This is a genomic window from Natrinema sp. SYSU A 869 (assembly GCF_019879105.1).
GTDB lineage: Archaea > Halobacteriota > Halobacteria > Halobacteriales > Natrialbaceae > Natrinema.
Map to the genome: position 1 here is coordinate 2,301,413 of NZ_CP082249.1, position 26,731 is coordinate 2,328,143.

25 protein-coding genes are annotated in these 26,731 nt (G+C 64.7%); 11 read left to right on the forward strand and 14 right to left on the reverse strand.

What is annotated here, in order from left to right; all coding sequences use genetic code 11:
• The first annotated feature begins 259 nt into the window (after positions 1–259).
• The 3 genes from K6I40_RS19595 (at position 260) to K6I40_RS19605 (ending at position 2,805) form a co-directional block, all read left to right on the forward strand.
• On the forward strand, positions 260–1,246 hold the full coding sequence (locus tag K6I40_RS19595) for a hypothetical protein (protein ID WP_222915661.1): 987 nt from the start codon (positions 260–262) through the stop codon (positions 1,244–1,246).
• Entirely contained in the window at positions 1,234–1,914 is a 681-nt protein-coding gene (locus tag K6I40_RS19600) for an NTP transferase domain-containing protein (protein ID WP_222915663.1), read from the forward strand. The genes K6I40_RS19595 and K6I40_RS19600 overlap by 13 nt, the downstream gene beginning before the upstream one ends.
• A gap of 189 nt (positions 1,915–2,103) precedes the next feature.
• Positions 2,104–2,805: a glycerophosphodiester phosphodiesterase gene (locus tag K6I40_RS19605; protein WP_222915665.1), complete on the forward strand. Its 702-nt coding sequence runs from the start codon at positions 2,104–2,106 to the stop codon at positions 2,803–2,805.
• A gap of 62 nt (positions 2,806–2,867) precedes the next feature.
• On the opposite strand, the gene K6I40_RS19610 is transcribed toward K6I40_RS19605, so the two are convergent.
• Positions 2,868–3,566: a uracil-DNA glycosylase family protein gene (locus tag K6I40_RS19610; RefSeq protein ID WP_222915667.1), complete on the reverse strand. Its 699-nt coding sequence runs from the start codon at positions 3,564–3,566 to the stop codon at positions 2,868–2,870.
• A 116-nt stretch (positions 3,567–3,682) separates the two neighbouring features.
• Between K6I40_RS19610 and K6I40_RS19615 the strand changes: the two genes are divergently transcribed.
• From K6I40_RS19615 to K6I40_RS19630, 4 genes are all read left to right on the forward strand, one after another.
• Positions 3,683–3,913 (forward strand): hypothetical protein, encoded by a 231-nt coding sequence (locus K6I40_RS19615; RefSeq protein ID WP_222915669.1) that lies wholly within the window; start codon positions 3,683–3,685, stop codon positions 3,911–3,913.
• A 129-nt stretch (positions 3,914–4,042) separates the two neighbouring features.
• Entirely contained in the window at positions 4,043–7,249 is a 3,207-nt protein-coding gene (gene ileS / locus K6I40_RS19620) for an isoleucine--tRNA ligase (protein WP_222915679.1), read from the forward strand.
• A gap of 736 nt (positions 7,250–7,985) precedes the next feature.
• Positions 7,986–10,088 (forward strand): hypothetical protein, encoded by a 2,103-nt coding sequence (locus K6I40_RS19625; protein WP_222915683.1) that lies wholly within the window; start codon positions 7,986–7,988, stop codon positions 10,086–10,088.
• Between the two features lie 122 nt (positions 10,089–10,210).
• Positions 10,211–10,891, forward strand: coding sequence for a class I SAM-dependent methyltransferase (locus K6I40_RS19630; protein ID WP_222915686.1), 681 nt, complete (start codon positions 10,211–10,213; stop codon positions 10,889–10,891).
• Between the two features lie 82 nt (positions 10,892–10,973).
• Here K6I40_RS19630 and K6I40_RS19635 read toward each other — a convergent pair whose 3' ends face one another.
• From K6I40_RS19635 to K6I40_RS19650, 4 genes are all read right to left on the reverse strand, one after another.
• Positions 10,974–11,513 (reverse strand): heme NO-binding domain-containing protein, encoded by a 540-nt coding sequence (locus K6I40_RS19635; RefSeq protein ID WP_222915688.1) that lies wholly within the window; start codon positions 11,511–11,513, stop codon positions 10,974–10,976.
• A gap of 103 nt (positions 11,514–11,616) precedes the next feature.
• Positions 11,617–12,474, reverse strand: a complete 858-nt coding sequence (locus K6I40_RS19640; RefSeq protein ID WP_222915691.1) for a ribose-phosphate diphosphokinase — start codon at positions 12,472–12,474, stop codon at positions 11,617–11,619.
• Positions 12,475–12,732: 258 nt separating this feature from the next.
• Complete coding sequence (locus tag K6I40_RS19645) at positions 12,733–13,257, reverse strand: hypothetical protein (protein WP_222915694.1); 525 nt, start codon at positions 13,255–13,257, stop codon at positions 12,733–12,735.
• A 63-nt stretch (positions 13,258–13,320) separates the two neighbouring features.
• Positions 13,321–14,208, reverse strand: coding sequence for a hypothetical protein (locus K6I40_RS19650; RefSeq protein WP_222915698.1), 888 nt, complete (start codon positions 14,206–14,208; stop codon positions 13,321–13,323).
• Between the two features lie 104 nt (positions 14,209–14,312).
• On the opposite strand from K6I40_RS19650, the gene glmM reads away from it, so the two are divergent.
• Entirely contained in the window at positions 14,313–15,689 is a 1,377-nt protein-coding gene (glmM, locus tag K6I40_RS19655; protein ID WP_222915700.1) for a phosphoglucosamine mutase, read from the forward strand.
• A gap of 377 nt (positions 15,690–16,066) precedes the next feature.
• Here glmM and K6I40_RS19660 read toward each other — a convergent pair whose 3' ends face one another.
• The 5 genes from K6I40_RS19660 to serA form a co-directional block, all read right to left on the reverse strand.
• On the reverse strand, positions 16,067–16,474 hold the full coding sequence (locus K6I40_RS19660; RefSeq protein ID WP_222915709.1) for a universal stress protein: 408 nt from the start codon (positions 16,472–16,474) through the stop codon (positions 16,067–16,069).
• Between the two features lie 80 nt (positions 16,475–16,554).
• Positions 16,555–17,736, reverse strand: coding sequence for a hypothetical protein (locus K6I40_RS19665; protein ID WP_222915711.1), 1,182 nt, complete (start codon positions 17,734–17,736; stop codon positions 16,555–16,557).
• A gap of 1 nt (position 17,737) precedes the next feature.
• Entirely contained in the window at positions 17,738–18,106 is a 369-nt protein-coding gene (hisI, locus tag K6I40_RS19670; protein ID WP_222915713.1) for a phosphoribosyl-AMP cyclohydrolase, read from the reverse strand.
• Positions 18,107–18,212: 106 nt separating this feature from the next.
• A complete protein-coding gene (locus K6I40_RS19675) occupies positions 18,213–18,470 on the reverse strand; it encodes a hypothetical protein (protein WP_222915714.1) in 258 nt (85 codons plus the stop codon).
• Positions 18,471–18,643: 173 nt separating this feature from the next.
• Positions 18,644–20,230 (reverse strand): phosphoglycerate dehydrogenase, encoded by a 1,587-nt coding sequence (gene serA, locus K6I40_RS19680; protein ID WP_222915716.1) that lies wholly within the window; start codon positions 20,228–20,230, stop codon positions 18,644–18,646.
• 308 nt (positions 20,231–20,538) lie between these two features.
• Between serA and K6I40_RS19685 the strand changes: the two genes are divergently transcribed.
• Positions 20,539–20,994 (forward strand): universal stress protein, encoded by a 456-nt coding sequence (locus K6I40_RS19685; protein ID WP_222915718.1) that lies wholly within the window; start codon positions 20,539–20,541, stop codon positions 20,992–20,994.
• 48 nt (positions 20,995–21,042) lie between these two features.
• Here the strand turns inward: K6I40_RS19685 and K6I40_RS19690 are convergent, their stop codons facing one another.
• On the reverse strand, positions 21,043–21,711 hold the full coding sequence (locus tag K6I40_RS19690) for a hypothetical protein (RefSeq protein ID WP_222915720.1): 669 nt from the start codon (positions 21,709–21,711) through the stop codon (positions 21,043–21,045).
• Positions 21,712–21,864: 153 nt separating this feature from the next.
• Between K6I40_RS19690 and serB the strand changes: the two genes are divergently transcribed.
• Together serB and K6I40_RS19700 are read left to right on the forward strand one after the other, a co-directional pair.
• The gene (serB, locus tag K6I40_RS19695; protein ID WP_222915722.1) at positions 21,865–22,509 is read left to right on the forward strand and encodes a phosphoserine phosphatase SerB; all 645 of its coding nucleotides are present in this window, start codon (positions 21,865–21,867) and stop codon (positions 22,507–22,509) included.
• A gap of 198 nt (positions 22,510–22,707) precedes the next feature.
• Entirely contained in the window at positions 22,708–23,088 is a 381-nt protein-coding gene (locus K6I40_RS19700; protein ID WP_222915724.1) for a hypothetical protein, read from the forward strand.
• A gap of 112 nt (positions 23,089–23,200) precedes the next feature.
• Here the strand turns inward: K6I40_RS19700 and K6I40_RS19705 are convergent, their stop codons facing one another.
• From K6I40_RS19705 to K6I40_RS19715, 3 genes are all read right to left on the reverse strand, one after another.
• Positions 23,201–24,016 carry a hypothetical protein gene (locus K6I40_RS19705; RefSeq protein WP_222915726.1) on the reverse strand — a complete coding sequence of 272 codons (816 nt, stop codon included), beginning with the start codon at positions 24,014–24,016 and terminating at the stop codon, positions 23,201–23,203.
• Positions 24,017–24,154: 138 nt separating this feature from the next.
• Entirely contained in the window at positions 24,155–25,360 is a 1,206-nt protein-coding gene (metX, locus tag K6I40_RS19710; protein ID WP_222915728.1) for a homoserine O-acetyltransferase, read from the reverse strand.
• Entirely contained in the window at positions 25,357–26,697 is a 1,341-nt protein-coding gene (locus tag K6I40_RS19715; RefSeq protein ID WP_222915730.1) for an O-acetylhomoserine aminocarboxypropyltransferase/cysteine synthase family protein, read from the reverse strand. Before K6I40_RS19715 ends, metX begins: the two co-directional genes overlap by 4 nt.
• Positions 26,698–26,731 lie beyond the last annotated feature (34 nt).

A 26,731-nucleotide genomic window follows, 5' to 3' on the forward strand; every position in this document is an offset into this window, starting at 1 on the left:
GGTGGGTTTCCGACCGGGGCGGCGCGAACCCGAGAGCCCCATCGCGTAGACGACTGTCTCTCCCCATTGGGAATTGTAACTCTATCTGGGAATGTTATTTAACAAATAAATTTATTCGGCCGAACAGTACTGAAAACGTTATTGGACTGGCCGGCGTAGTCTTATTATCGGTTGGTTTGCTCGATGAGGTTCAGCGAACTGTTGGATCACATCGACCGGCCAACAGCGCCCACGGGTGCGCTCTTCGGTGATTCACAGCATGGTAGCAGTACTGTATGCGATCGAGCGGCCGTTCATGCGAAAGACGTTCGAAGCGATCGACCGTCACGTGGACGTCGAGTCCGCGTTCGTCCCGGTCCGAGCGGACGCGCGGGGCTGTAGCGACCGCATTGACGAGATCGAGGTTCGCGACCCCGAGGCGGTCGACGAAAACGTACGGGCAATCGATCCCGGTGTCGTCGTCTACAACCACCGGTTCGGCATCGATCGGTTCACGTTCTACGAGGAGTACCCGCTCGTTCACGTCCGCCATGGCGCGTCGATTGGTCGCGGCGAGATCAAGGTTACGACGGAGACGATCCTTGAGCACGTCGCCGCCGCGCTCGCGCCCGGAGAACGCTGGGCGCGGGCGTACCGAGCCGCTGCACCGCCTGACGTGCGGGTCGCCGTCGTCGGAATCCCAGAAGCCGACACGCTGGTCGGCGCGCCGCCGCCCCGCGAACGCCGGGTGCTGTACGCGCCGACCAACTATCTGGTCGGCCGCGGCGCGTACGCGAACACTGCTCGCTCGGTCGTCGAGTGCTTCGCTGACACGGAGTACGAACTGCTCTTTCGGCCCCACCCAACCGACAGACGCGAAGGGCCGGGGCTAGCCATCACTCGAGCGTGCCAGGATCGGATCGCCGAGATCCCGAACGTCGTCTTCGATACGGCGACGACGTCCACCGAGAGCATGCGTCGATCGGACGTGCTCGTCTCGGATTACTCCGGCTCGATCGCCGAGTGGCTCCACACCGGCCGGCCGCTCATCCAGCTGACTGACATCGACGCACCGGACCGCGAGGTCCCTCGGATCGGCGTCACGGCAGACGCCATCGACCTCGCACTCGTCGACGAGTTGTACCGCAACGGCGAGTCCGACGCCGTGACGCGCCGCCGGGCGTCGTGGCTCGAGCGTCTCGGCATCCCGATGGACGGACGGGCCGGCGAGCGCGCCGCCAGCGAGGTGTGCCGATGCGTGGCGTGATCCTCGCCGCGGGCCGGGGCGGACGGATGGGTCACTACACCGACGACGTTCCGAAAGCCTTCCTCGAGTTCGACGGCCGAACGCTGTACGATCGCCAGCACGCCCTGCTCGAGCCACACGTGGACGGAACAAGCGTCGTGCTGGGCTATCGCCACGAGACCGTCCTCGACAGGTACGATCCCGCGGATCCGATCGTTCTCGGGGGCTGGGACCGATACGAGAACGCCGCATCGCTGCTCCTCGCGCTCAGACGTATCGACGATGACCTGCTGGTCATAAACGGCGACGTACTCGTCGATGAACGCGAGATTGGGCGGCTCGTGGGAGCGTTCGACGCCCACGACGGTCATCTCAACCACGTCGGCTGTATTCCCGGGGTACAGGACACGGAGACGGCGATTCGCTGGGACGACTCGGGACGCGTGACGGCCTACGGTCTCATCGAGGGCCATCAGCACGCCGGGTTCGGGATCGTGAGCAGCGACCACCGGGCAGCGGCGATCCGAATCCTGCGAGAGCGGCTCCACGACTGGTACCCCTGCGTGTACCCACGGACACCGACCCATCCGCTGCTGATCCCAGCAGACCGACATCTCGAGATCAATCGACCGTGCGACCTCGAGCGGGCTCACGCGTGGCTCGCGTCCGAACGGATTCAGTGCGCATGACCGACGACCAAACGACGCGGGGAAGTCGCGGCGAAGCAGTGTCGACGTCGGACCGCGACGGGCGTCATTCACCTGTCGAGACGTATTCGCTACCCTCTCATTCCGAACTCGAGTACACTCTGCCTAATTGGACAAATATTGGGAGAAAAGCAAAATATTGATAGCTGCTGGCTGATCGGAACCCGATAGATGGAGATTATTGGCCATCGTGGCTGTGCAGATCAGAATCCAGAGAACACCCTCCTCGCAATCCGTGAAGCCGCCCGACGACTGCCCGCAGTCGAGATCGACGTTCGACGCTGTAAGTCGGGCGAACTAGTGGTGTTTCACGACGCCACCCTCGAGCGCGTCACCGACACGGACGGACGCGTCTCGGAGACAGTGTGGGCCGCCCTCCGTGAATTAACTGTCTTCGACTCCGGCGAATCGATTCCACGCCTCGAGACGGTATTGCAGGCTGTTCCGGACGGGACGACCGTACAACTCGAGTTGAAAGAGCGCGGCATCGCCGCGGACGCGATGCAACTCGCGATGGCGGCCGGTACCGACATCCGCGTCACGTCGTTCCTCCCCGAGGCGCTCGCGGAAGTCGAAGCAAGTTGTCTAGACGTTCCGAACGGTCTCCTCTTCGGGGATGAACCGGACGCCAACCTCTCGCGGGCCGTCGACCTCGCGTGTACGCACGTGTTCCCCCACTACGACCTCTGTGTCGACACCGACGTCGTCTCCGCCGCACGAGATCACGGGCTCGATGTCATCGCCTGGAAGGCGGCGCGAACGGTCGACGACGTGCGCGCCCTGTCCGAGGCCAACGTTGACGGCGTCACCGCGGATCGATGGGACGTTGCCCCGCCCTCGCTCGAGATGGCCGCCGAATCACGGCAGTTGTAGCGACATGCCGTGTGGTAAGCAGTTCGTGCGATACCCGGTCTGACACACCCCAATCGTGGTGCCTATCCACCAACGCCGCTTCCACAGTGTTCGTCAAGCGTCTCTCCAATTGCCTCGAGGTACTCCTCGGGGTCGTATCCCAGCCGGCCGATCCAGACGTCCTGATACGATGGATGCAGAATCGGAACGAGCCAGACGTCGAGCTGTTCACACCACACCGGCTCGAGCACGCTGTCGATAAACCCCTCGAGTGTCCGATCTTCGGCCGCAAGTACAGTCTTCGTCGCGTGCTTCCCCGTCGCGAGCACGACCGCCGGATCTACCTCCTCGAGTTCGGTCAGCAGGTGGGTCCGGCAGTTCGCGCGCTCTTCGGGGGTGGGTTCGCGGTTCGTGGTGGGATCGTCAGGATCGGCTGGAAAGCATTTCACCGCATTCGTATAGTAGGCGTCGTCGCCGTAGCCAATCCCTTCGACTATTTGGCGGATGCGCCGACCGGAGTGGCGCGAGGTGTAGGCCTTGCCGGTCCAGTTGCCGCCCTGCCAAGGGTCGGCGTCGGGGTTGCCGTGACCGGGAGCCTCGCCAACAACCACGACGTCGGCGTCGAGATCGCCGGTTCCCCACGAGATGCATTCGCGGTTCTCAGTGAGGGCCGGACAGCGTGCGCAGTCAGGCTCGAGGACGTTACGATCGCTCGGATAGGCGGGATCGTCAGTGGTTGCCGAATCGGATTCGGCGTCGATGTCAGGGTCGGACGCTGGCACATTCACGGATACGTCCGCGACGGGTTATGCCAGTCGGTTCGGTGTTCTCGAGCCATGCGACCGCGTCGCACGCGAGGGGACAGGTTTACCTTGGACGGGCGGATAACAGCGTTCTAATGACATCGATCGGTCCGGAACTACTCGCGGAATCACTCCAATTGATTGTTTACACCGCTGTCGCCGGCGTGCTGACGGTCGGCGGCGTGCTCGTCGAACAAGCGAGCGTCCAGCACCTCGGAACCGGCGAGACGATGATCGCGCTGTGGTTGGCCGCGCTCGGCGGCGTCATGCTCTACGCCGGTGCGTACGGACTGGGCTACAAAAAGGTCCTCTCGCAGTACGTCTGATCGGCCGCGATACCGACTCGGTTTCTCGGATAGCTTTCGGATACCCATCCGCCGCCCGCGAGCGGTGGCGACTGCGGGGTGATCCACAATATCGATTCCTCTTTACTGTCGGAGGCGATTAGGTCGGGTATGAGCAGGTTCGGCGAGGTCGACGACCAGTACGACCCACACGAACTCGAGCAGCGGGTCTTCGAGTACTGGGACGACGTCGACGCCTACGAGCAGACGGTCGAGCACCGATCGGACGGTGAGTCCTACTTCTTCGTCGACGGCCCGCCGTACACGTCGGGATCGGCGCACATGGGAACCACCTGGAACAAGTCGCTGAAAGACGTCTATCTGCGCTTCCTGCGGATGCAGGGGTACGACGTCACCGACCGGCCGGGCTACGACATGCACGGGCTCCCTATCGAGACCCGCGTCGAGGAACGGCTGGGCTTCGAGAACAAACAGGACATCGAGGAGTTCGGCGAGGAGAACTTCATCCAGGAGTGTAAGGACTACGCCGATGAGCAACTCGAGGGGCTTCAGTCCGACTTCCAGGACTTCGGCGTCTGGATGGACTGGGACGACCCCTACCGGACGGTCGAACCGGAGTACATGGAGGCCGCCTGGTGGGGCTTTTCGAAGGCCGCCGGTCGCGGGCTCGTCGAGAAGGGACATCGCTCCATCTCGCAGTGTCCGCGCTGTGAGACTGCCATCGCGAACAACGAGGTCGAGTACGAGGACGTTGAGGACCCCTCCATTTACGTCACGTTCGACCTCGAAGATCGGGACGGCAAGCTCGTCATCTGGACGACGACCCCGTGGACGGTTCCAGCCAACACCTTTGTCGCCGTCGACGAGGAGGGCGACTACGTCGGCGTTCGCGCGGAGAAAGACGGCGAGGAGGAACTGCTCTACATCGCCGACGCGAAACACGAGGACGTCCTGCGGGAGGGCCGCTACGACGACTACGAGGTCGTCGAGGAACGAACGGGTGAGGAACTGCTCGGCTGGTCCTACGAGCACCCCCTAGCTGAAGAGGTGCCCGACCACGTCGACGCCGAGGGAGTGTTCGAGGTCTACGCTGCCGACTACGTCGACACTGACGGCGACGGCACCGGGCTCGTCCACTCCGCGCCCGGCCACGGTGAAGTGGACTTCGAGCGCGGTCGCGAACTCGGGTTCTCGATCTTCTGTCCGGTCGGCGGCGACGGCGTCTACACCGAGGAGGCCGGCAAGTACGAGGGCCAGTTCGTCAAGGACGCCGACGATGAGATCATGGCCGACCTCGAGGACAACGGCGCACTGCTCGCGTCCGGGACCGTCAATCACAGCTACGGTCACTGCTGGCGCTGTGATACAGGGATCCTCCAGATCGTCACCGACCAGTGGTTCATCACGATCACCGACGTCAAGGACGAACTCCTCGCAAACATCGAAGACAGCGAGTGGCACCCCGAATGGGCACGGGACAACCGCTTCCGCGACTTCGTCGAGGAGGCACCGGACTGGAACGTCTCCCGCCAGCGCTACTGGGGCATTCCGCTGCCGATCTGGACGCCCGAAGACCGGGACGACGACGAAGACCGGATCGTCATCAGTGACCGCGAGGAGCTCGCCGAGCGCGTCGATCAGGATATCGATCCCGACGCAGTCGACCTGCACAAGGACACCGTCGACGACCTGACGATCACCGACGGGGACACTACCTACACTCGCGTTCCCGACGTGTTCGACGTCTGGCTCGACTCCTCCGTCGCGTCATGGGGCACCCTCGATTACCCCTCGGACGACAGCCGGTTCGACGAGCTCTGGCCCGCCGACTTCATCCTCGAGGCCCACGATCAGACCCGGGGCTGGTTCTGGTCCCAGCTGGGCATGGGCACTGCCGCGCTCGGCGAGAGCCCGTACCAGGAGGTCCTGATGCACGGCCACGCGCTCATGCCCGACGGCCGTGCAATGAGCAAGTCCAAGGACATCCTGATCGATCCCCACGAGGCCATCGACCGCCACGGCCGGGACGTGATGCGCATGTTCCTCCTCTCGAACAACCCGCAAGGTGAGGACATGCGCTTCGACTGGGACGGGATGCAGACGATGGAGAACCACCTCCGGACGCTGTGGAACGTCTTCCGGTTCCCGCTGCCGTATATGCGGCTGGACGAATTTGATCCACAAGAGGCCACGCTGGACGAGGTTGATTCGGACCTCGAACTCATCGACGAGTGGGCCCTTGCCCGCTTGCAGTCCACGAAGGCTGAGATGACCGCCCAGTTCGAGGAGCGCCGGCAGGACAAGGCGATCGACGCGCTCATCGAGTTTATCGTCGAGGACGTCTCGCGGTTCTACGTGCAGGCGGTCCGCGAACGTATGTGGGCCGAAGAGGACAGCGGCTCCAAGAGCGCAGCCTACGCGACGATCTATCACGTGCTCCGGGAGAGCGTCACCCTGCTCGCGCCCTACGCGCCGTTCATCAGCGAGGAGATCTACGGCACGCTGACCGGAGATGAGGGCCATCCCACGGTTCACATGGAGGACTGGCCCGTCGTCGACGAGTACTGGGAGGACGAACAGCTTGAGGTCGACGTCGCCCTCCTCCGCGCGATCGAGGAAGCCGGCGCGAACGCCCGTCAGCAGGCCGGCCGAAAGCTGCGCTGGCCCGTCTCGCGGGTCGTCGTCGCCGCCGACGATCAGCGGGTCGTCGACGCTGTTTCCCGCCACACCGAACTGCTCGAGGACCGGCTCAACGCCCGGGAGATCGAACTCGTCTCGCCCGACGAGCGCTGGGGCGAACTGCGGTACAGCGCCGAGGCCGACATGAGCGAACTCGGCCCGACCTTTGGCGACCGCGCCGGCCAGGTCATGAACGCGCTCAACGAGGCCCGGATCGACGAGCCGAGCCTCGAGTCGATCGAGGACGCCGTTTCGGACGTGCTCGAGGACGGCGAGGAGATCACCGACGAGATGGTTTCCTTCGTGACCCAGACGCCCGACAGCGTCGCCGGCACCGCGTTTAGCACCGATGGTGACGACCGCGGCGTGGCTTACGTCGACGCCTCGCTGACCGACGATATCGAGAGCGAGGGCTACGCTCGCGAGGTCATCCGTCGGGTCCAGGAGATGCGCAAGGACCTCGAGCTCGACGTCGAAGAGCGGATCGCGCTCGAGTTCGCGATCGACGACGATCGCATCGCCGACCTCGTCGCGGATCACGAGGATCTGATCAGCGAGGAGGTTCGCGCTGACGAACGCCGTGCTGTCGAGGACGGCCACCGCAAGGAGTGGGAGGTCGAAGGCGTGACGGTGGAGATTGCGATCGAGCCGCTGGCGGCTGCGGAAGTGTCAGACTAGTTGCCGCCGGGCGTTGCAAGGGAATTCTCAGAACGGGAGGCGAAGCCGACCGTTCTGCTTTTTGGTCCAGATTTTTCGAGGAGGGATGAGCGAGTATACGAGCGAATCCGACGAGAAAAAGGTGGATGCCGAGATCGCGATCGAGCCGCTGGCGGCTGCGGAAGCGTCGGACTAGCGGCCATCGAGTCCGGACATCGAGTCGTTCGAAGCGTTTCGCAGACCGAATGGCGGTATCGCTGACCTGTTTCTGTGGCCTGGTTTCACCTGCCGTTCGGAGATCCATCCGATATGCGACTGTGTGGACGGAATAACTGAGCAAAACTCTCTACAGAAGGACGCGGTCTATTCTGTACCGTGGCGGCAGGGAATCGCCACGCCCTCCCCAGCCGATTCACTCTCTCCCTTCGGTCGATCGCTCATCCCTCGCACGGCTTCGCCGGCCGCCTTCGCTCTCGCTCAGCCGGCCACCAGCGCGCGCCACCGCATACCGGTTGCACAGTCCGAAGTGATCCAGCGATCTCCTGTCCTGTTCGACCCGACAGAGAGGACACAACTGAGGACCGTTCAACGACCTCCCGTGGGGAAAGTCCCCGACCCGATGGTCTGATTGTTTCGGATCGGCGTTCCCGCTCGAGTCGCTGGTGACTCGCGAGCAGTCACGTCGAACGTTAGTCATCTGCTGGTGATAGTATCGGTGTCATAAACGTCTTGAACGCTGACTCACCAGAAACGAGTAGTGACATCTCGGGTCGTCATTCTCGTGTTTGCCGTCTTGCTCGTCGGAAGTCTGCCGGCCGGTGTCGGTGCCCTCGAGCCGGTAGGGCCGACGGACTCCGCCGCAACTGCCGGCGCTGGCTCCGTCGCCGGCGAGTCGCTCGCCTCGGTGGGGACAAGCGCCGGATCGGCGGCGACGACCAGCGACTCCGACGACGTGCTCCACCGGACGACTGTCCTCCGCCACCGACAGGACAACTCCGACGTCTTCGAGGTGGAGATGACGTTCCACATCCCCGACTCCGTGACGGAACTCGAGGTCGAACTCGAGCGGGGCGCGACCGTTGAGGAGATTGCGGGGTTCGATCGAACAGACGAGCGGACCGTCCAGTGGACCGAGGACACTGACGAGGCGACGATTCGGTACACGATGCCGGCCGATCGGCGTGGGAGCCAACGACAGGGTGTCGACGGCTCAGGAGACGGGTATACGTTCGTTGATACCGGTGACTGGGGCGTCGTGCCGGTTCCCGACGTCTCGCTTTTCTACCGGCGGACCGCGTCCGTCGGCACCGCGGAGACAGTCCGCGTCGATGGCCCGGGCGCGACCGGTGGCGATATCGCCGTCTTCGGCGACGTGACGGAGCACGAGCGAGCCGTCGATGGTGGAACGATCAGGCTGGTCGTCCCCGACGCGGCGACCCTCGAGGAGCCGCCAGACGCAGTACTGGCCACGCTCGCGGAGGCGCGCGCCGATCTCGCGGTCGGCGCTCGAAGCGACGAGACGTTCGTGGTCGCGGTACCCAACGAGATCGACTGGGGGTCGAAGCGCGGGATTCAGTACGGCGAGTCGGATGCATGGGTCGTTGACGACGCTGCACTTGACGAGCGGAACCCGGTCTGGCTCCACGAGTACGTCCACGTCCGGCAGGATTTCGCTAGCGAGACCGATACCGACCCTGCGATGGAATGGGTTACCGAGGGACAGGCAGACTACTACGCTGGCCTGCTCGCCCTCGAGAGCGGCGCGACTGACTTCGCCGACTTCCGGTCGCTCCTCGAGCGCGGCGAGCGCGAGCCGTATGCCGACGGCGTTCTCGTCGACCGGTCGACCTGGGACGATCCGGAGACCCACTACGTGAAGGGCGCGCTCGTTGCCGGCGAGATCGACCGTCGGCTCCGGCTCGCGACGGACGGTGACCGGACGCTCGAGGACGTGTTCCGGACGCTGAACGCCCGGGAGGAGCCCGTGACCGAGTCGGATTTCTTGGACACGCTCGAGGACGAAGGCGGGCCAGCAGTCCGTGCGGTCGCGGAGCGGTATACGCGGACCGAGGCGACACCCGAGATGTGGAGTCGGAGCGAGCACGAGGCCGCCTTCGAGCAGTCAGTCGCGGCCTTCGAGTACGGACTGGGGTCCGAGCCGGTCGAAGTCGCGGACCGGGAGTGGCCGCGCTGGTCGGCGTCGGAGACCGGCAATACCGACAGGGAGAACCGCGACGTGATCGCGGTACCGGTCGACGAGTCAGTGACGATCCCGAGTACGGTCACGAACGCCGGTGAGCGCAAGGGAACCTACGACGCGACCCTGCAGGTCGATGGCCGGGTCGTCGATCACCGACGGGGGACGCTCGCATCCAGCGAGGAAGCGAGTCACGCCCTCTCGTGGACGCCGTCCGAGCCCGGGGAGTACGATATCCGCGTCGGCTCGGAGCGACTGACCGCGGTCGTCCGGTCGTCTCCGAGCGTGACCGTGACGGACCTGCAGGTCGCGCCCGATGACATCGAGCCCGGCGAGTCGGTGACTGCGACCGCGACGGTCGAGGCTGCCGACGATCGACCGGCCGCGGCCGTCATCGCGTTCCGGACGGTCGACGGCGTCGTCGCCGAACGACCGGTGGCGCTCCGGCCCGGTGAGACGGCGACGGCTGACACCACGCTCTGGTTCGACGAGGACGGGCGGTACGAGATCGCGGTCAGCGATCGGACGACGATGATCGACGTCGGCGATGGCGGCGGTCCGGCCGCGTCGGTCGAGGATATCCCCGGCTTCGGCGTCTCGGCGGCGCTGATGGCTATTGTGATGGCGCTTATCGGGACAGCAGTGGCCCGTCGTCGCAGTTAGCGAGAGCGTGCTCGTTTGTCCGCCGTCGGGAACCATCTGAATCAGGCGATGGGATCCTTCTCGATCACCCATGTTTTTGATAAAACTAGGGCAAGTACAGTACACGTGAGCGACATTCCCGTATGACGAAACCGGAACAGACCGGCAATGCTGTCAAGGAACTCGTCCAACAGCACTGGAACGACCGCGCAACGACGTTCGACGACGCAAGCCACCACGGGATCCACACCGATGAACAGCACGAACGGTGGTCGTCGATTCTCCGCGAGTGGACCGGTGACGAACCGCTTCAGGTGCTCGATATCGGGTGTGGAACAGGAGTTCTTTCACTGCTGTTGGCGGACCTGGGCCACGCCGTCACGGGTGTCGATGTCGCGCCGCAGATGCTCGAGCGTGCCCGAGCGAAAGCGACACGGGCGGATCGGTCGATCGAGTTTTACCGGGGAGACGCGGAGGCCCTCGCGGTTACTGACGACGCCGTCGAACTGGTCACGGCTCGCCACCTCGTCTGGACGCTTCCGAACCCCGAGCAAGCGATCGCGGAATGGCAGCGAGTTGTCGAACCGGGCGGTCGGATTCTCGTAATCGAGGGCTATTGGGACCACGCCGAACCGTGGGACGAGTACGAGGAAATCCACGACGACCTGCCGATGTACGACGGCCGACCGCCCGACGAACTGCGCGCGGTTCTCGCACGGCATGGCCTCCGAAAAATCGAGCACGAACCGCTACTCGATCCAGTGCTGTGGGGGCGGGAACCGCACCACGAGTACTATCTCATGGCCGGTACGGTGCCCCGTTGAGTCGAGACGTGTCGGAGACCCGTTAGTCAAAATACGTCTGGTCCGGACTGGGCGGTCCGTCTCTGACCACTCACGTCGCGATTTATTCGAAGTCGACGCGGAACTGACAGGTTTCGGCCTCGTCGTTGACGCACGCCGTTTTCGTCACTGTTGCATCCGCGTCGAACGCGGCGACGAAGCCCTCGAGGATCCCGTGGGCGAGCTTGCAGTATTGCTGGTCACGGTGGGTATCGTATGTGACAGTCGCGTGACCGGCTTCCCGCGTGCAGGTGAGTTCGGGAAGCGAGGTGTCCTCCGTAGCAGTTTCGATATCGTCGGAGACGTCCTCGAGTGAGCCGAGCAGTTCCGGCAGTTCCCAGTCGCGATGAACGTGGGCGCTGAACGTCGAGAGCAGTTCCGGGGCGAGCGTCGTGCCGAAGTCGCGCTCGATCGCCTGTCGATCCTGCGTGGCCATCGTCGAGAGCGTGTCGAGGATGGCATCGATTTCCCCGTCGTCGTAGTGAGAAACGGGAAGATAAAGCTTCGGCTCGAGGCCGGACTGCTCGACGATCGTGTCCCAGGTACCGTCGTCGGTCCGCTCGACGACGTATTCCTTGAGGGTCTTGTGGACGATTCCGTGCATCTAGCCGATCTGACCGCTTTTCCGTGACGTCTCGATGGCCGAGTCCGTCTCGTGCCACGCGCTAACAACTAAACTATCGTCTGGGGAATACTTAACCGTTTACTTACAGGTGTGCCGCGAGCGTCGGTGCAACGGAGACGGTACCAACGCCTCGCTCGATGGTGTCGGTGCCGTAAATCGCTTCCACGCCGGCCCGCGAGAGTTTCGTGACGGCGTTGCGAGCGAGCAGCGGGTGGACGCAGGTGACGAAGACCCGATCGACGTTTCGGTCCTCGAGGACGGCGACGGCCTCGCTCATCGTCGATCCGGTCGCGATGATGTCGTCGACGACGACGACGTCGCGGCCGGCGACCTCGACGTCGCTCGGCGAAATTTCGACCTTGGTGCCGGAGTGGCGGGTCTTTTCGAAGTAGTCAGTCTCACCCGCGCCGTAGGCCTCTCGAGCCGTCTCGGCGAGGTCGATCGCCCCTGCGTCGGGTGAGAGGAAGACTGGATCCGTCAGGTCGTTGGGTAGGGGCTCGGCCAGCCGCCCGGCCGCGTCGATGGCGGTCGCCGTCGGCTCGAAAAAGTCACAGACCGTTTCTTCGTGGGGATTGACGGTTAGCACGCGGTCCGTTCCGGTCGAAATTGCACGGGCGACTGCCCGGGCGGAGACGGGATGACCCGACTCGAAGGCCGCGTCCTGCCGGCCGTAGCCCATGTACGGCAGGACGGTGACAACCTCCTCGACGCCGGCCTCGCGGGCGGCGTCCTGCAACTGGAGTAGCTCGAGATGGGCATCGCTCGAGACGGTCGAGGCGACGATCACCGCTCGGTCGGGCTCGGCCTCGGCGACGCCGGGGACGGCCGCGAGCAGTTCGCCGTCGGGAAAGCGGTCGTACTCGACGGCGGCGAGCGGTTCCTCGAGTTCGCGTGCGAGCGCCGCGGCGAGAGCCTGCGACGCGGATCCGCTGATGATCATAGTCGGTGAGACAGCCCGGGGGATAAACCAGCTTTCGTTCTCGACCGGCCCGTATTCGGTCGACAGGCTTGTTTCAGCACTCCGCTGACCGGCGATACTGAGTCAACCGATAGCCACCGCTCGCTACGGTGAGCGGCGTGACCTTCCGCAAAAAGCCCTTCATAGCACCACCTTGTGACGAGAGGTACTTAAACAGGGACTCGTCCCGATTCGAGATGGGTCAGCGAACGCGGTCGGTGGTTCATCGCGGCGGTTCGATCACTCCTCGGCATCGTCTAACGCCGCGTCACCGTCGCCGCACGGGCCGCCGTCGGTGTCGCTCAGAACCTTCAGTCCGCCGTTGCGATCGATCAGAGCGAAGATGTTGACGCAACTCGATTTGCCCAACCCCGCCGGCGTGACCTGCGTGGGCTCGCCCCCGTCGAGTCGGAACATCACCCGAAAATCTCCGGGGTCGGACGGCCAGTTTCGCTCGAGTTCCACCCCGTTGTCGCCCGACAGTTCGTGAGTCGACCAGTGTTCGGGACCGTCGTCGAACTCGACAATGGCGTCGATGGTGTGCGTCTCGTCGTCCAAATTTTCAAGGGAAATTTTCCCGAGGAGGGTGCCGGTGGGTGCCTCGTCGGTCTCGTTCTTGGGTTCCGGCTCCGTGGTGTCGGGTTCCGTTTTCTCGCTCTCGCCGCTCTCGTCCCCGTTCCAATCGCTGCCCATACAGCCGGCGACCGTGCCGGTGAGCGCAGTGCCGGTCGCAGCCAGTAGCCGCCGTCGTGGTAGCTCACTCATGTATCGAACGTGAGTAATCCGCCGTAGTTAAATATACGTCAGACACCGGCCGCACTCACGGGTTCAGCGCTCTTCCCCTCGCGGCGGTACGGCGATTCCTGTAACCTCATTGACACCGAGCATTCGCGTCCGCCACTCCCCCTCGCTCGCCGAGAGAAAGGTCCCGTGGTCCGTGACGGCGTAGACCGTGTCTCCGTAGCCGAATCCGACGATCGCGTCGCTCGAGCGATCGCTCTTCGCCCACTCGTCGTCGGCCGCGTACTCGTAGAGCACGTCGTTCGCGACCGCGTGTGCGCGTGAGAGCCGTCCGGGCTCCGAGCGGGGATCCGCCGCGACGGTGTCGAACGATCCCGTGAGGATTTCCATCCAGCCGTTGCCGAGCTTGTAGAGCCCGTCGGCGGTCGCAGCGAGCGGGACGCCGGCGGCCGAGACGTCCCGGACGTCCGTCAGCCCCGCGTGATCGAGCCCACTCTCATGGACGCGGTAGACGCCGCTGTCGGTACCGACGAGGTCGCCGTCGATTGCCCGCACCGTGGCCACGATCTCCTCCTCGAGCGTGGACCACTCGTCGGTCCCGGCCGCTCGACGCGCGACGCGGCCGTCCGAATCGGCCGCGATCAGATCACCGTCATCGTAGCCGACGGCGACCGCTGGGCCGAACCCCGTTCCGACGAACGTCTCGTCAGTGGCGGCCGCGTCGGTGCCGTCGTCGCTGGTCTCGATTCCGACTCCCTCCTCGAGCGCGAGTACGCGAACGTCTCCGTCGGTCGCGATGGCGACGGCCCCGCGGGTCGCTGCAACGTCTCGTGCGTTACAGCGCTCGCAGAGCCCGAATTCGCCGACAGTGTCGCCGGCGACGCTGACACGGACAACGCCGATCCTGCTCGCGACGTAGGCCGTGATCGCACCTTCACGGTCGCCGTAGACGCGTTTTTCCTCAATCGAGTCCATACGGGACCGTGGCGGGGACGGGCCGAAAACGTTCCGTCACGAGCGGCCATCGAACCGGTCGGTTTGCGGAATCCCTTTGGGGAGTCCGGTCAGACTAGGGCATGATGCAAGTCTTCGGATCGAGCGGGACGCGGGGCGTCGCCAACGAGGAGTTGACGCCCGCGTTCGTCCTGCGCGTCGCGAAAGCGGCGGGGACGACCTGGGGCGACGGTCGCGGTGGGGACCGAGTTGCCATCGCCCGTGACACTCGCCACACCGGGCGGATGTTGGCCGATGCGGCCGCCAGCGGGCTAGCGAGTACCGGAACCGATGTCGACCGTCTCGGAATCCTCCCCACGCCGGGGGCACAGGCGTACGCCGAACGGGAAGGGGTGCCGGTCATGGTCATCACGGCCTCGCACAATCCGCCGCCGTACAACGGCGTCAAACTCATCGGTGACGGCGGCGTGGAACTCTCTATCGCCGAACTCGAGTCCATCGAGGAGACGCTGCTCGCCGAATCGTTCACCGTCGCCTCCTGGGACGAGACAGGCCGCGTTCGCGACATCGAGGGCGTGGGCCGGGCGTACGTCGACGAACTGCTCGCAGCTGCCGATCGGGAGTCGTTCGCCGACGCCGACCTCACCGTCGCGCTCGATCCGGGCCACGGCGCGGGATCGCTGACCAGCCCCGAATTCTTCCGGAAACTCGGCTGTCGAGTGGTCACGGTCAACGCCCAGCCCGACGGCCACTTTCCGGGTCGGGACCCCGAGCCGGTCCCCGACAACCTCGCCGATCTCGGCCGACTCGTCCGCGCGACCGACGCCGACGTTGGCATCGCTCACGATGGCGACGCCGACCGCGCCATCTTCTTCGACGAGAACGGCGAGTACGTTGAGGGCGACGCCACCCTTGCCGCGCTCGCTGCCGCCGAACTCGAGGCCGGCGACACCACCGTCTCGGCGGTCAACGTCTCTCAGCGACTCGTCGATGTCGTCACCGAGGTCGGGGCCGAACTCGAGTTGACCCCGATCGGCTCGACGAACATTATCACCCGAATCGAGGAACTCACGGCCAACGGCGAGCGGGTGCCCGTGGCGGGCGAGGGCAACGGCGGGATCTTCTTCCCCGACTACCGACTCTCGCGAGACGGAGCCTTCACGGCCGCGCGATTCCTCGAGTTGGTCGCCGAACGGCCCGTCAGCGAGATCGTCGCGCCCTATGACGGCTACGTCAATGTACGCCACAACGTCGAGTACGAGTCGACGGCCGAACGCGACGCAATGCTCGACGCGGCGGCCAACCAAGCCCAAGCCGCCGACGCGGAACTCAACACTCGAGACGGTTACCGGCTGGATTACGGCGACGCGTGGGTGCTCGCCCGCCCCTCCGGGACCGAGCCGCTCGTCCGGATTTACGCGGAGGCCCGCGACGGTGACCGCGCCGAGGAACTCGCCGGCGACATGTACGACGCGCTGGCAGCCGCGAAAGCCGACGCCTGAGGCCGGTTTCTGCGAACCGCTCGATCGATCGCAGGTCACGAACGCTCAGTTGAGGGTGTCCGCGTAACATTCCGAATTGATCACTTGGCATGCGGTGGCGCGCGCTGTGGGCCGTCCGAGTAACAACGAGGGCGGCCGATAATGCCGTGCGAGGGATGAGCGAACGCCGGTAGGCGTGAGCGTTAGCGCGGAACCGAAGGTTCCGCGAACCATGCGAACGGGCGCTACGCGCCCGTGAGCAGAAATCGGCTGGGGAGGGCGTGGCGATTCCCTGCCGCTATGATAGCAGAACGCGCTGCGTTCTTCGATGCCAAGTTCCACTCAGTCGTCCCATTCATGTCTCTATCGAACAGTCACGATCTGCCACCGAGCAATCGTCATGAGAAGTGTCTCGGAACGATCGTCACGGGAATCTCTGCACGCCGCGTGACCGCCTCCGCGACGCTCCCGAGCAACATCCTCGAAACGCCGGACTTCCCTTCGCTTCCCATGACGATCGCGTCGACGTCCGTCTTGGCCGCGTACTCGAGGATCGCGTCCGCTGCCCCGCTCCCTTCGACAACGGTCGTCTCGACCGATCTATCATACTCGGCGGCGGTTTCCCGGACGTCGGCGAAGAACTCGGGCTCGTCGTCCCCCGAGACGACGCTGCCATAGTCCGCCTCGAGGTCGTCGATCGCGAAGACGGCCGTCACTCGATCGGCGGGCACCCACTCGAGGGCGTGCTCGAGGGCCGCTCGCGCCGGCGCGGAGTCGTCCATCGGGACGAGAACGTGTCTGGTCATGGACGATCCTTCGAGTGGCATCGGCTAAAGTTCGGGGCCGTCCTCGAGCAACTGCGGATTCGACCGTGGGAGTCAGCCGATCAGACCGTGTCGTCGATGTCGAGCGTGTCCTCGAGTTCCTCTCGTTCGGTCCGCAGGGCCTCGAGTTCGTCCGCGACGCGACCATCGGTCAGCCGCTCGCGTTCGGCGGGAGTGAGCTGCGTGACTGCCTGCGCGGCAGTCTGCAGACGGTCGTAGTCGGGGTCGGTCGAGAGCAGGCGGACCTCACGCAGGGCTGTGACCACGTCTTCGTCGGCGATCCGAGCAACGAACGGGCGATACTCCCGCGCCCGGCGGCGCAGTGCGCCGGCCGGCTCGGGAGGCCAGTCGATCGTCAGCGCCTCGGCGTCGATCCCGTCGAGATACGTCCGCTGTGTGGCAACGCTGCGCTTGAGCTCGTCTGCGCTGTCGACGTAGTGGGAGAGCTTCGACCGGGAGTAGTCGGCATACTCGAGCAACTCGGGAATCGTGTACTCGCCCGCTGGGTTCTCACGGACGTACGCTTTCAGATCGTCGGGCGGTTGCTCGTAGCTCACGAACGGATACCACTGGCTCCGCCCGAGCAGGTCGAACACCTCGCGCGCGCTGGCCTCGAGCCGATACTCTTGGACAGCCTCGCGGATCGCGTCGTTGTACGTCTCGATCGGTTCCCGGAGTCGCTCGACCGGGGCGTCGAGATCCGCGTTCGCCAGCTCGAGTAGTCGTTCGTGCTCGCCGATCTCATCGTCGATGGCTCGCAGGCGCGTGGTTGCAGCCGTACGGGCCTCGGCGAGGTCTTCGCGGGCGGCCTCGCGTTCCTCGAGCAGGTCAGCGTACTCGGCGGCCGGCTCGAGGGCGTCGCGGGCCTGTTCGAAGTCGGATTCGCTGAGCCGGCGCTTGTCGATCGCTTCGAGGGCCTCCTCGAAGGCCTCGTACTCAGGGAGACCGTCCGAGAGGCCCGAGACGAGTCCGTCGAATTTCCCCTCGAGTTCGATATAGGCCTGAAAGTTCTCCTTGCCGGTCCCGGTCGCGCGGTCGACGTAGTCCTCGAGCAGGGTCGACGCCGTCCGGTAGGCCGTCGCGACCTCCTCGACGGTCTCCGTCCCGTGGTCTTCGATCCGCGTCTCGACCGTCTCGAGGCGCTTCCGGGCCGCCTCGAGCGCTTCGAGGGGGGTCGGTTCGCCGCCGTCGCTGCCGGCATCGTCGTTCGAGCGGGCGTCGGAGGGGTGGACGCGTTCGCTCATCTTACTCGTAGACAGCGTCAGGGTCGAACACTTGCTCGCCGACGTTCTCGCCTTCGATCGTCCGGTAGAAACACGAGCGGTGACCGGTGTGGCACGCGCCGCCCTCCTGGTCGACCAAATAGAGGAGGGTATCGGCGTCGCAGTCCACCCGGACCTCTTCGACCGCTTGTACGTGACCGCTCGTCGCGCCCTTCTCCCAGAGTTCCTCCCGACTTCGGGAGTAGTAGTGGGCGCGGCCGGTCTCGCGGGTCCGCTCTAAGGCCTCCGGCGAGACGTACGCGAGCATCAGTACCTCGCCGGTGTCGGCGTCCTGTGCCACGGCGGGGACGAGGCCGTCTTCCCCGAAGTCGACCGCTACGTCGTCGTCCATACTCGCGGTATCGTTCGTCCGAGCGATAGGTCTTTTGCCGCGAGCGACTCGCGTGGAAGCCGGACGCTTGAGAACCAGATCGTCGAAAAAGCGACTAATGCTGCTGTTACCGGCCGTTCCAACTCCAGCGACCGACGACGACCAGCGCGACCGCGAACGCCAGCAGGCCAACCGTGATGGCGACCGTCGACGCCGCCGCGGCGAGTCCCGGGGCCAGCATCAGTCCGACCACCAGCAACAGCAACCCGAAGATCGAGACGAGCGAGAGGCCGATACCCTCTCGAATCCCCCACTTCGTGTCTACAGCGTCCTCGCGGGCGCTATCGGTCGGCTGCTGTACTGTACCGCGTTCTGGAATTGTCATGTCGTTCGCCTCCTACAGGAGAGAGGCTCCCTACGGTCATAAAGCGCGCTCACGAACGGACTGACTGTCCGATCAGGAGGGGTTCGGGTTCGCTCGAGTGGACGTCGAATTCGGAGCGACTCCCTCGAACCGAATCGAAAATCAGTGACGGCAGTAGCGGCGGTCTCGAGCGGTCAGTTATGGCCGTTCAGCGTGATGTCGTTGATCCCGATGATCCGTTCGTCGGACTCGAGTTCCTCCTTGGCCGCGTCGGGGACCTCGCTGTCGACGTTGTAGACGGTCAGGGCCTCGCCGCCGATGGTCTCGCGGGCGTTGAACATGCCGGCGATGTTGACGTCGTACCCGCCCATCACCGAGCCGATATGGCCGATGACGCCGGGTTCGTCCGTGTTGCGCGCGACGACCATCCGACCGTGGGGGATGGCGTCGACACGGTAGCCGTCGATGCGGACGATACGCGGGTCGTCACCCGCGAAGAGGGTGCCGTCGACCGAGACTTCGTCGCCGTCGTTGCTGACGGTTACGGAGACCAGGCTCTGGAAGTCCTCGGCCTGGCGGGTCTTGGATTCGGTGACGTCAACGCCCCGATCCTCGGCGATCTGGGGCGCGTTGACCGCGTTAACCTGCCACTCGAGGGGCTGGAAGACGCCCTTGAGCGCGCTCGCTGTGACGAATTCGACGTCCTCGTCGGCGATGTCGCCTTCGTACGTGACTTCGACGTTCTCGATGCGGCCCTCGAGCAGTTGCGCGGCAACCTTGCCGGCGGTTTCGGCGAGATCGATATAGGGCTCGACGCGGGGGAACGCGCTCTCGTCGATCGAGGGAGCGTTCAGTGCGTTCGCGACGGGTTCCCCGATCAGCGCGGCGTTGACCTGTTTGGCGGTCGAGGTCGCGACGTTCTCCTGGGCAGCCTCCGTCGAGGCACCGAGGTGGGGTGTCACGATAATCTCGTCGTGCTCGAGCAGCGGCGAGTCCGCCGAGAGCGGTTCCTCGGCGAAGACGTCGATCGCCGCGCCGGCGAGGGTGCCGTCCTCGACTTTGGCGGCGAGTGCATCCTCGTCAACGACGCCGCCGCGGGCGCAGTTGACCAGGTAGCCGTCGTCCAGCAGGTCCAGTTCGTCCTCGCTGATCAGCCCCTCCGTTTCGGGAGTCAGTGGCGTGTGGACGGTCACGAAGTCGGCGGCCTCGAGACACGGCTCGAACTCGACGAGTTCGGCACCGATGCGCTCGGCGCGCTCCTCGCTGATGTAGGGGTCGTAGGCGACGATGTCCATGCCCAGCGAGTCGAGCTTCTTGGCGACCTCCTGACCGACGCGGCCGAGGCCGACGACGCCCAGGGTCTTGCCGTTGAGTTCGGTCCCGAGGTAGTCGCTTTTGGCCCACTCGCCGTTTTTCAGGCGGATGTGGGCCTGCGGGATCGAGCGCGCGGTCGCGAACGTCATCGCGACGGTGTGTTCGGCGGCCGCGCGAACGTTCCCTTCGGGGGCATTGGCGACGATGACACCGTGATCTTTCGCGGCGTCGATGTCGATGTTGTCGACACCGATCCCGGCTCGCCCGACGATGACCAGATCCTCAGCGGTGTCGAGCACCTCGTCAGTGACCTCGGTCCCCGAGCGAACGATCAGTCCGTTCGCGTCGGAGACCGCCTCGAGGAGGTCGTCGCCCTCGAGTTCGTAGCCCGTCTCGACTTCGTGGCCGGCATCTCTGAGTACGTCCAGACCCGCATCGGCGATGGGATCCGTGACGAGAACCTTCATGCGCGAGACAACCGTGTGGAGCATGTAAACCCTTCCGTTGTGGTCGGAGGTGGCAAAAAATACCGCGGTCGACGGCGTGTCGGTTTTCCCGGACTGACGGCTCCGTGCCGTTCCGTACCGGCGTCGCCCGTCTCGTGCTGCTGACACGAGAAGTCGGTCCGTGCTCGAGCCGACTGCGATCGCCGGGCAGTTCGGAGCCGTGTGCCAGCGGGTGATCCCGTCGCTGTCGATCGGGCGTCACGGATCGTCCTCCCAGTGAGCGGGAATCTCTTGCTAGGGTTATCAATCGATATCCCCTCTTCTCAGGTATGTACGATCGAATCCTGCTGCCGACCGACGCCGAAGCGGGAACGGAACTCGCAACCGAACACGCCATCGCCGTCGCGGAACACACCGGCGCGGAGCTGCACCTGCTGTACGTCGTCGACAGCGACGTCTACGACTCCTACAGCGGCGACGAGTACGTCCACGAGTTCGAGGGACTCGAGGCCGCCCTCGAGCAGATCGGTGAAGACGCCCTCGGAACGGCCGCTGAGGCGGCCCGTGAGGCGGGACTCGAGCCGACGACGGTTGTCAGGCGCGGTAGACCGCACGAGGAGATCCTCGCCTACGCCGACGAGGCGGACGTCGACCTGCTCGTCATGGGATCCACGGAACGGCCCGGCGAGTACCGGCAGCTCCTCGGGAGCGTCACCGACCGCGTCGCCCGGCTCGCCTCCCGGCCGGTGACGATCGTCAAGACCCCGATCGACGAAAGTGCATAGTCGTTTCAGCACGGGTTCTCGAGCGGCCATCTCAGCTGACCACCGGCCTTAGCGGTCATCGGCCAGCAGTCGCGGGACGGCGGCGACGGCGGCTCCGATCGCGACGAAGAAAACGACGGTCCCGCCAATCGTCAGGAGCAGGGACGCGTCGGTCGGGACGGTGATCGGCTCTGGATCGGTCCCCTCGGGCGTCCACGTGGCGATCAGCGAGAGGGCGATCGCGACCGCGAGGTAGCTCAGTCCGAACGAGCCGAGCGCGAGGCCGGCGTCCGTACGCGTCTCGAGGCGAACGGAGCGAACGAGCAGATAGCCGGCGACCAGCAACACGACGACCGGAACGAGCGCGGTAACGTGACTGATGAAGCCTTGATCCATTCTAAATGCGAAGCCGATCGGTTCGCCGCCCTGTTCGATCGGTGCACCGTGGCTCCCCAGTGTCACGAGCCCCGCGAGGATCCACCGGCTCGGCTCGTCCTCCGCTCCCGTTCCCGACGTTGCGATCAGTACGCTCACGAGGTGGTAGGCCACCGCGTAGACGACCGCGAGGGCGCTCGCGCCAGACGCGAGCCCGGCTTTCCACGGCGAGACGGCCAGTTTTCGCCGCCTGCGGCGCAGAACGTCGGTCGGATCGTCGCCGTCCCCGCCGTCCTCGCTCTCGTCGAACTCTCGCTCGTCCTCAAGCGAGGGCCCCGTCTCGTACTGCTGATTCGATGACATGTGTGTGACAACGAACGATGCTGGGGAATACGTTTCGGTCGTTCGACGCGTGGAATCAGCGCCGACTCGAGCGACCGTCCGCGGTCTCGACGGCGAGCCGTCGCGGAACCGAAACCTGAACTGGTTTATCCGGGGACCGACAATCGGGGCACAATGACAGTCGTCGCTTTCGACTTCGACGGAACGCTTTCGGACTCGGAAATGACCGTACTGCTCGGCGACCGCCGCAGCGTCGCCGAGGACATGGCCGACATCACCGAACGCGCGATGAACGACGAAATTGGCTACGCCGAGAGCCTCCGCAAGCGCGCGGCCCTCCTCGAGGGCCTGCCCGAGGCCGAGGCCGACGCCGCCTTCGACGAGGTCGTTCTCCGCGAGGGCGCTGCCGACCTCATCGAGGAACTGAACGCGGCCGGCGTCACGACCGCCATCCTCACGGGCGGGTTCGAACGCGGCGTCGCAGCGGCTCTCGAGCGAGAGGGCGTCTCCGTGGATCACATCGTCTCCAACCGGCTTCCGATGAAAGCGGGCGAACTCACGGGTGCAGTCGATGGGCCGCTGATTGAGGGCACCAAAGACGACGCGCTCGAGAACCTCGCCAACGACGTCGGCGTTGACCTCGCGGACACTGTAGCGATCGGTGACGGGGCCAACGACCTGCCGATGCTCGAGGTCGCCGGCCTCGCAATCGGCTTCGAACCGAAACCGGCGGTCGAACCCCACTGCGATGTCGTCGTCACGTCGATGGCCGAGGCCCGCGAAACGCTCGTCGAGGATGCCGTTCTCGCCGAGGGCTAATTCGCCGGGACTACTACTGACTTGTCGCTCATAATGCGTTGTTGAACTCCCGAATTCTGCACTCGAGTTGTGACTGAGCGTCTCTGCTCGCCGCCTATCACTAGTTTGCTCGGACAGTCGTGAAACCGTGAATATCCGCTCTAACTGCCTATTTCCTGACCGAGAGAGTTTTAACTCGTAATCGAGTAAGTGATCTTGATGATGTGGCAAGACCTCGTATTCATGATCGGGAGCAGCCTTTCGATCGTCTTTCTCGCGCCGACACTGCGCGACTCGAGCGCGCGGGTTCCCCTCGGCACGAGTTTGCCCTCAATGGGGATCGGGTTCGTCTACAGCATGACCTTCTTCACGCTGGGGATGACCTTCTCCGCCACGGGCGCGTTCGCTGCCGGCTCGATGTGGTCATTGATCGCCCTGATCCGCTCACCGCAGGGCGTTTCGATGAAACTGTTCGCCCGCGAAAACCTCGCGCTGTTCGTCTCCGACCTACAGTACTGGCTCGCCCGGTACCGGTCTGACGACTCGTACCCCGACCAGTACGTCTCGTTCGATGTAGACGCCCACGAACAACGATACTGAGTACCGGCCTCTCTTCTAAATTGCTCACGCCCCACGTTTCTGTCTTCTCGCGCTCGAGTCGATCGCGAATAAAAATCGGCTCGTCCGGACCAGCCAGGTCCCCTCCTGTCCGTTACTGCACTTTCGCCATCACGGTCTCGAAGGCATCACGGCGCTGCGTGAGCACGCCGCCGACGGCTCCGAGGATCGCCGGGACGATGATTCCGGCAAAGAGGATCGCATCAGTGGTTGACGGACCGAACTCGACATCGGAGACAACCTGATCCCCTGCATCGTTGAGATACTCGGTCGACTCGAGTCCGTAGACACCGACGGCCTCGCTCCCGATGAGATCCACGACAGTTGGTACCTCGGAGAACGTATGCGTCATCACGACCGCCGCGATCGCGGCAAATGCGAGGTAGGGGACGGCGACGGTTACGCCTGCCTTCGCGGCATCGACGGCGTCGTCAGCATCGGTATATTTAGCCACAGCGTACCCAGCAGTGACGATGCCACCAACCGTCACGATGAACAGGAACAGCGTTGACAGTGTGAACGCATTGCCTAGACTGCCTGCGAACGCGGCACCGTGGTTCGGTGCGTCACTGAGAAACGCGGTCTCCCCTTCAGCTTCGAATCCGGTACCGAAGACGCTGAGATAACTCCAGCCCGCGGCCTTCCATGAGCTGACCATCTCCGTGATGACCAACGTTGCATCGTCACCAACCCCGACAGATTCGGCTTCGGGGCGTACCTGTGCTGTCACAATCGCCGTCAAGAACAGGTGCGTGAGATACGTGGCGATCACCGCGATTGCCCCGGTTACTGCCCCCTCTTTGATCGGAAAATCACTTCCCTCATCCTGTGGAACCTGCCGCTGCGCTGGCTGATTCTGCTGTTGCTCCGTCGATTCCTCCTCGTAATCCATTTGCTTCCCGTCTGACATCACTAATTCATCAGACAGAGATATATTATAACTTTCGACACTGTTTTCTTCGAATTGCAATCAAAACTCGCGGAACAGGTGCTCAGGCCACTCTCTCCCAAATTTGAATCACCACTGAAAATAGCCAATACGAACAGATCACTCAGAAAAGAGACTTGTGTGGACCGGGGCGAACTCACTGGACTCGTCAGGTTCTGGAGCCGTGTCTGTGATCGCCCGACCGGCGAGTCCCTCCTCGAGCAACTCCGACAGCGGCGGCCCGACCTTTTCGGGTTCGACGAGGAAGGCGTCGTGGCCGTGGTCAGACTCGACGACGTGGTGGGCGACGTCGACGTTGGCCTCGCGACAGGCCTCGGCCAGCGCCTCCGCCTGTTCGACGGTAAAGTGCCAGTCGCCGGTAAACGAGAGGAGGAGGAGTTCACCCTCGAAGGCCGCGAGCGCGTCGGCGTCGGACTCGTAGCCCGCCGACAGGTCGAAGTCGTCCATCGAGCGGGTCATGTAGAGATAGCTGTTGGCGTCGAACCGGTCGGTGAACTTGTCGGCCTGATAGTCCAGATAGGACTCGACCTCCCGGTAGGGGAAGAAGGCAGCCGCGGGGTCCGTCGGTTCCTCGCGGACCGCCTCCCGGCCCGCCGACCGCCGGCCGAACTTGCGGCCCATCGAGGCCTTCGAGAGGTACATGATGTGGCCGATCTGGCGCGCTCGAGCGAGCCCCGCTTCGGGTCCGGGGCCGCCGTAGTAATGGCCGTCGTTCCAGTCAGGATCGGACGTGATCGCTCGCTTAGCGACGGTATCGAGTGCGAGACACTGCGCATCGAGTCGGGCGGCAGTCGCGACCGCACCGGCGCGCTCGACGTCATCGGGGAAGCGTCGCAGCCAGTCTAAGACGTTCATTCCGCCGACGCTGCCGCCGACGACGGCGTGGAGCCGGCCGACGCCGAGTTCGTCTAGCAGTTCGCGCTGGGCGCGGGTCCAGTCGCCGACCGTGACCGGCGGGAAGTCGGTGCCGTAGGGCTCGCCCGTCTCGGGGTTCTCGCTCGCGGGGCCGGTCGTCCCGTAACACGAGCCCGGCGTGTTCGCACAGATGACGTAGTACTCCGTCGTGTCTATCGCTTTTCCGGGGCCGACGACATCGCCCCACCAGGCGCGAGCCTGACCTGCTGTCTCGCCGCCGGCGTCCGGACGACGGGCGACATGGGCACTGCCGGTCAGCGCGTGACAGACGAGGACCGCGTTATCGCCGGTGAAGTCGCCGTAGGTCTCGTAGGCCACCTCGAGGTTCGGAATCGATTCGCCGGACTCGAACTGGAACTCGCCCAGCTCGGCCGTGCTCTTCGTCGTCACGGTGTCTCACCAGCCCCTCGACAGGCTCGTGTCGCCGCCGCGATCGCTTGCTCGAGGTCCGCCAGAATATCTTCGGGATCCTCGATCCCGACCGACATCCGGATCAGATCATCCGTCACGCCCGCTTCCTCGCGCTCTTCGGGCGAGAGCTGGCCGTGCGTCGTGCTCGCCGGATGAATGACGAGCGTCTTCGCGTCGCCGATGTTCGCCAGGAACTGGGCGACCTCGACGTTCTCACAGAAGGCCTTGCCGGCTTCGAATCCTTCCTCAAGTCCGAACGCGACCATCCCGCCGTAGTCCTCGAGATACCGCGTTGCGTTGTCGTGAGTGGGGTGGTCCTCGAGCCCCGGGTGTGTGACCCAGGCGACATCGTCGTGGTCCGCCAGATACTCCGCGACGATGGCGGCGTTCTCGCAGTGCTTTTCGACACGCAGGGGCATCGACTCGAGTCCCTGTAGCGTCTGCCAGGCGTCGAAGGGGGACTGCTGGTTGCCCAGACTGCGCAGCGACCGGAATCTGGCCGCGGCCGCGAAGGGTGCTTCGGGGAAGTCCCGCGAGAAGTCGACGTCATGGTAGGCGTGATTCGGGCCCGCGATCTCGTCGTAGCCGTGCTCGCCCCACGGGAAGGATCCGCCGTCGACGAGGACCCCGCCGACGGTCGTCCCGGAGCCGTGGAGCCACTTCGTTGTCGACTCCCAGACGACGTCGGCCCCGTGCTCGAGCGGCCGGCACAGCGCCGGCGTCGCGAAGGTGTTGTCCACCACGAGAGGAACGCCGTTGTCGTGGGCGATCTCGGCAATCCGCTCGAAGTCGGGCGTCACCAGCGATGGATTGCCGATGGTCTCGACGTGGACGAATGCGGTGTCCTCGTCGATGGCGTCCTCGTAGGCGTCGTACTCGAGGGTGGGGACAAATTTCGGTTCGATGTCCCTGCGGGTCGCCGTCTTCGAGAAGTAGGCGGTCGTCCCGCCGTAGGTGTCGGTCGAGCAGACCACGTTGTCCCCCGCTTCAGCGAGGATCAGGACTGCGGAGTCCAGTGCGGCCATGCCACTGCCCGTTGCGACCGCGCCCGCGCCGCCCTCGAGGTCGGCGAGGCGATCCTCGAGCGTGCTGACGGTCGGGTTCGCGATGCGAGAGTAGATGTAGCCGTCGTCCTCGAGGGCGTAGCGGTCGGCGGCGGTGTCGGCGTCCTCGAAGACGTAGGAGGTCGTCTGATAGATCGGCGGTGCCATTGCGCCGGTCTCCGGATCCGGAGACTGGCCTGCGTGGACGCTGCGCGTGCCAAGTCCGTGCTCGCCACGCTCGGCGTCGGCCTCGTCGCTGGCGTCGTCGCTCATGTTTAGTATGCATACTACTCCACGTTCATATGCA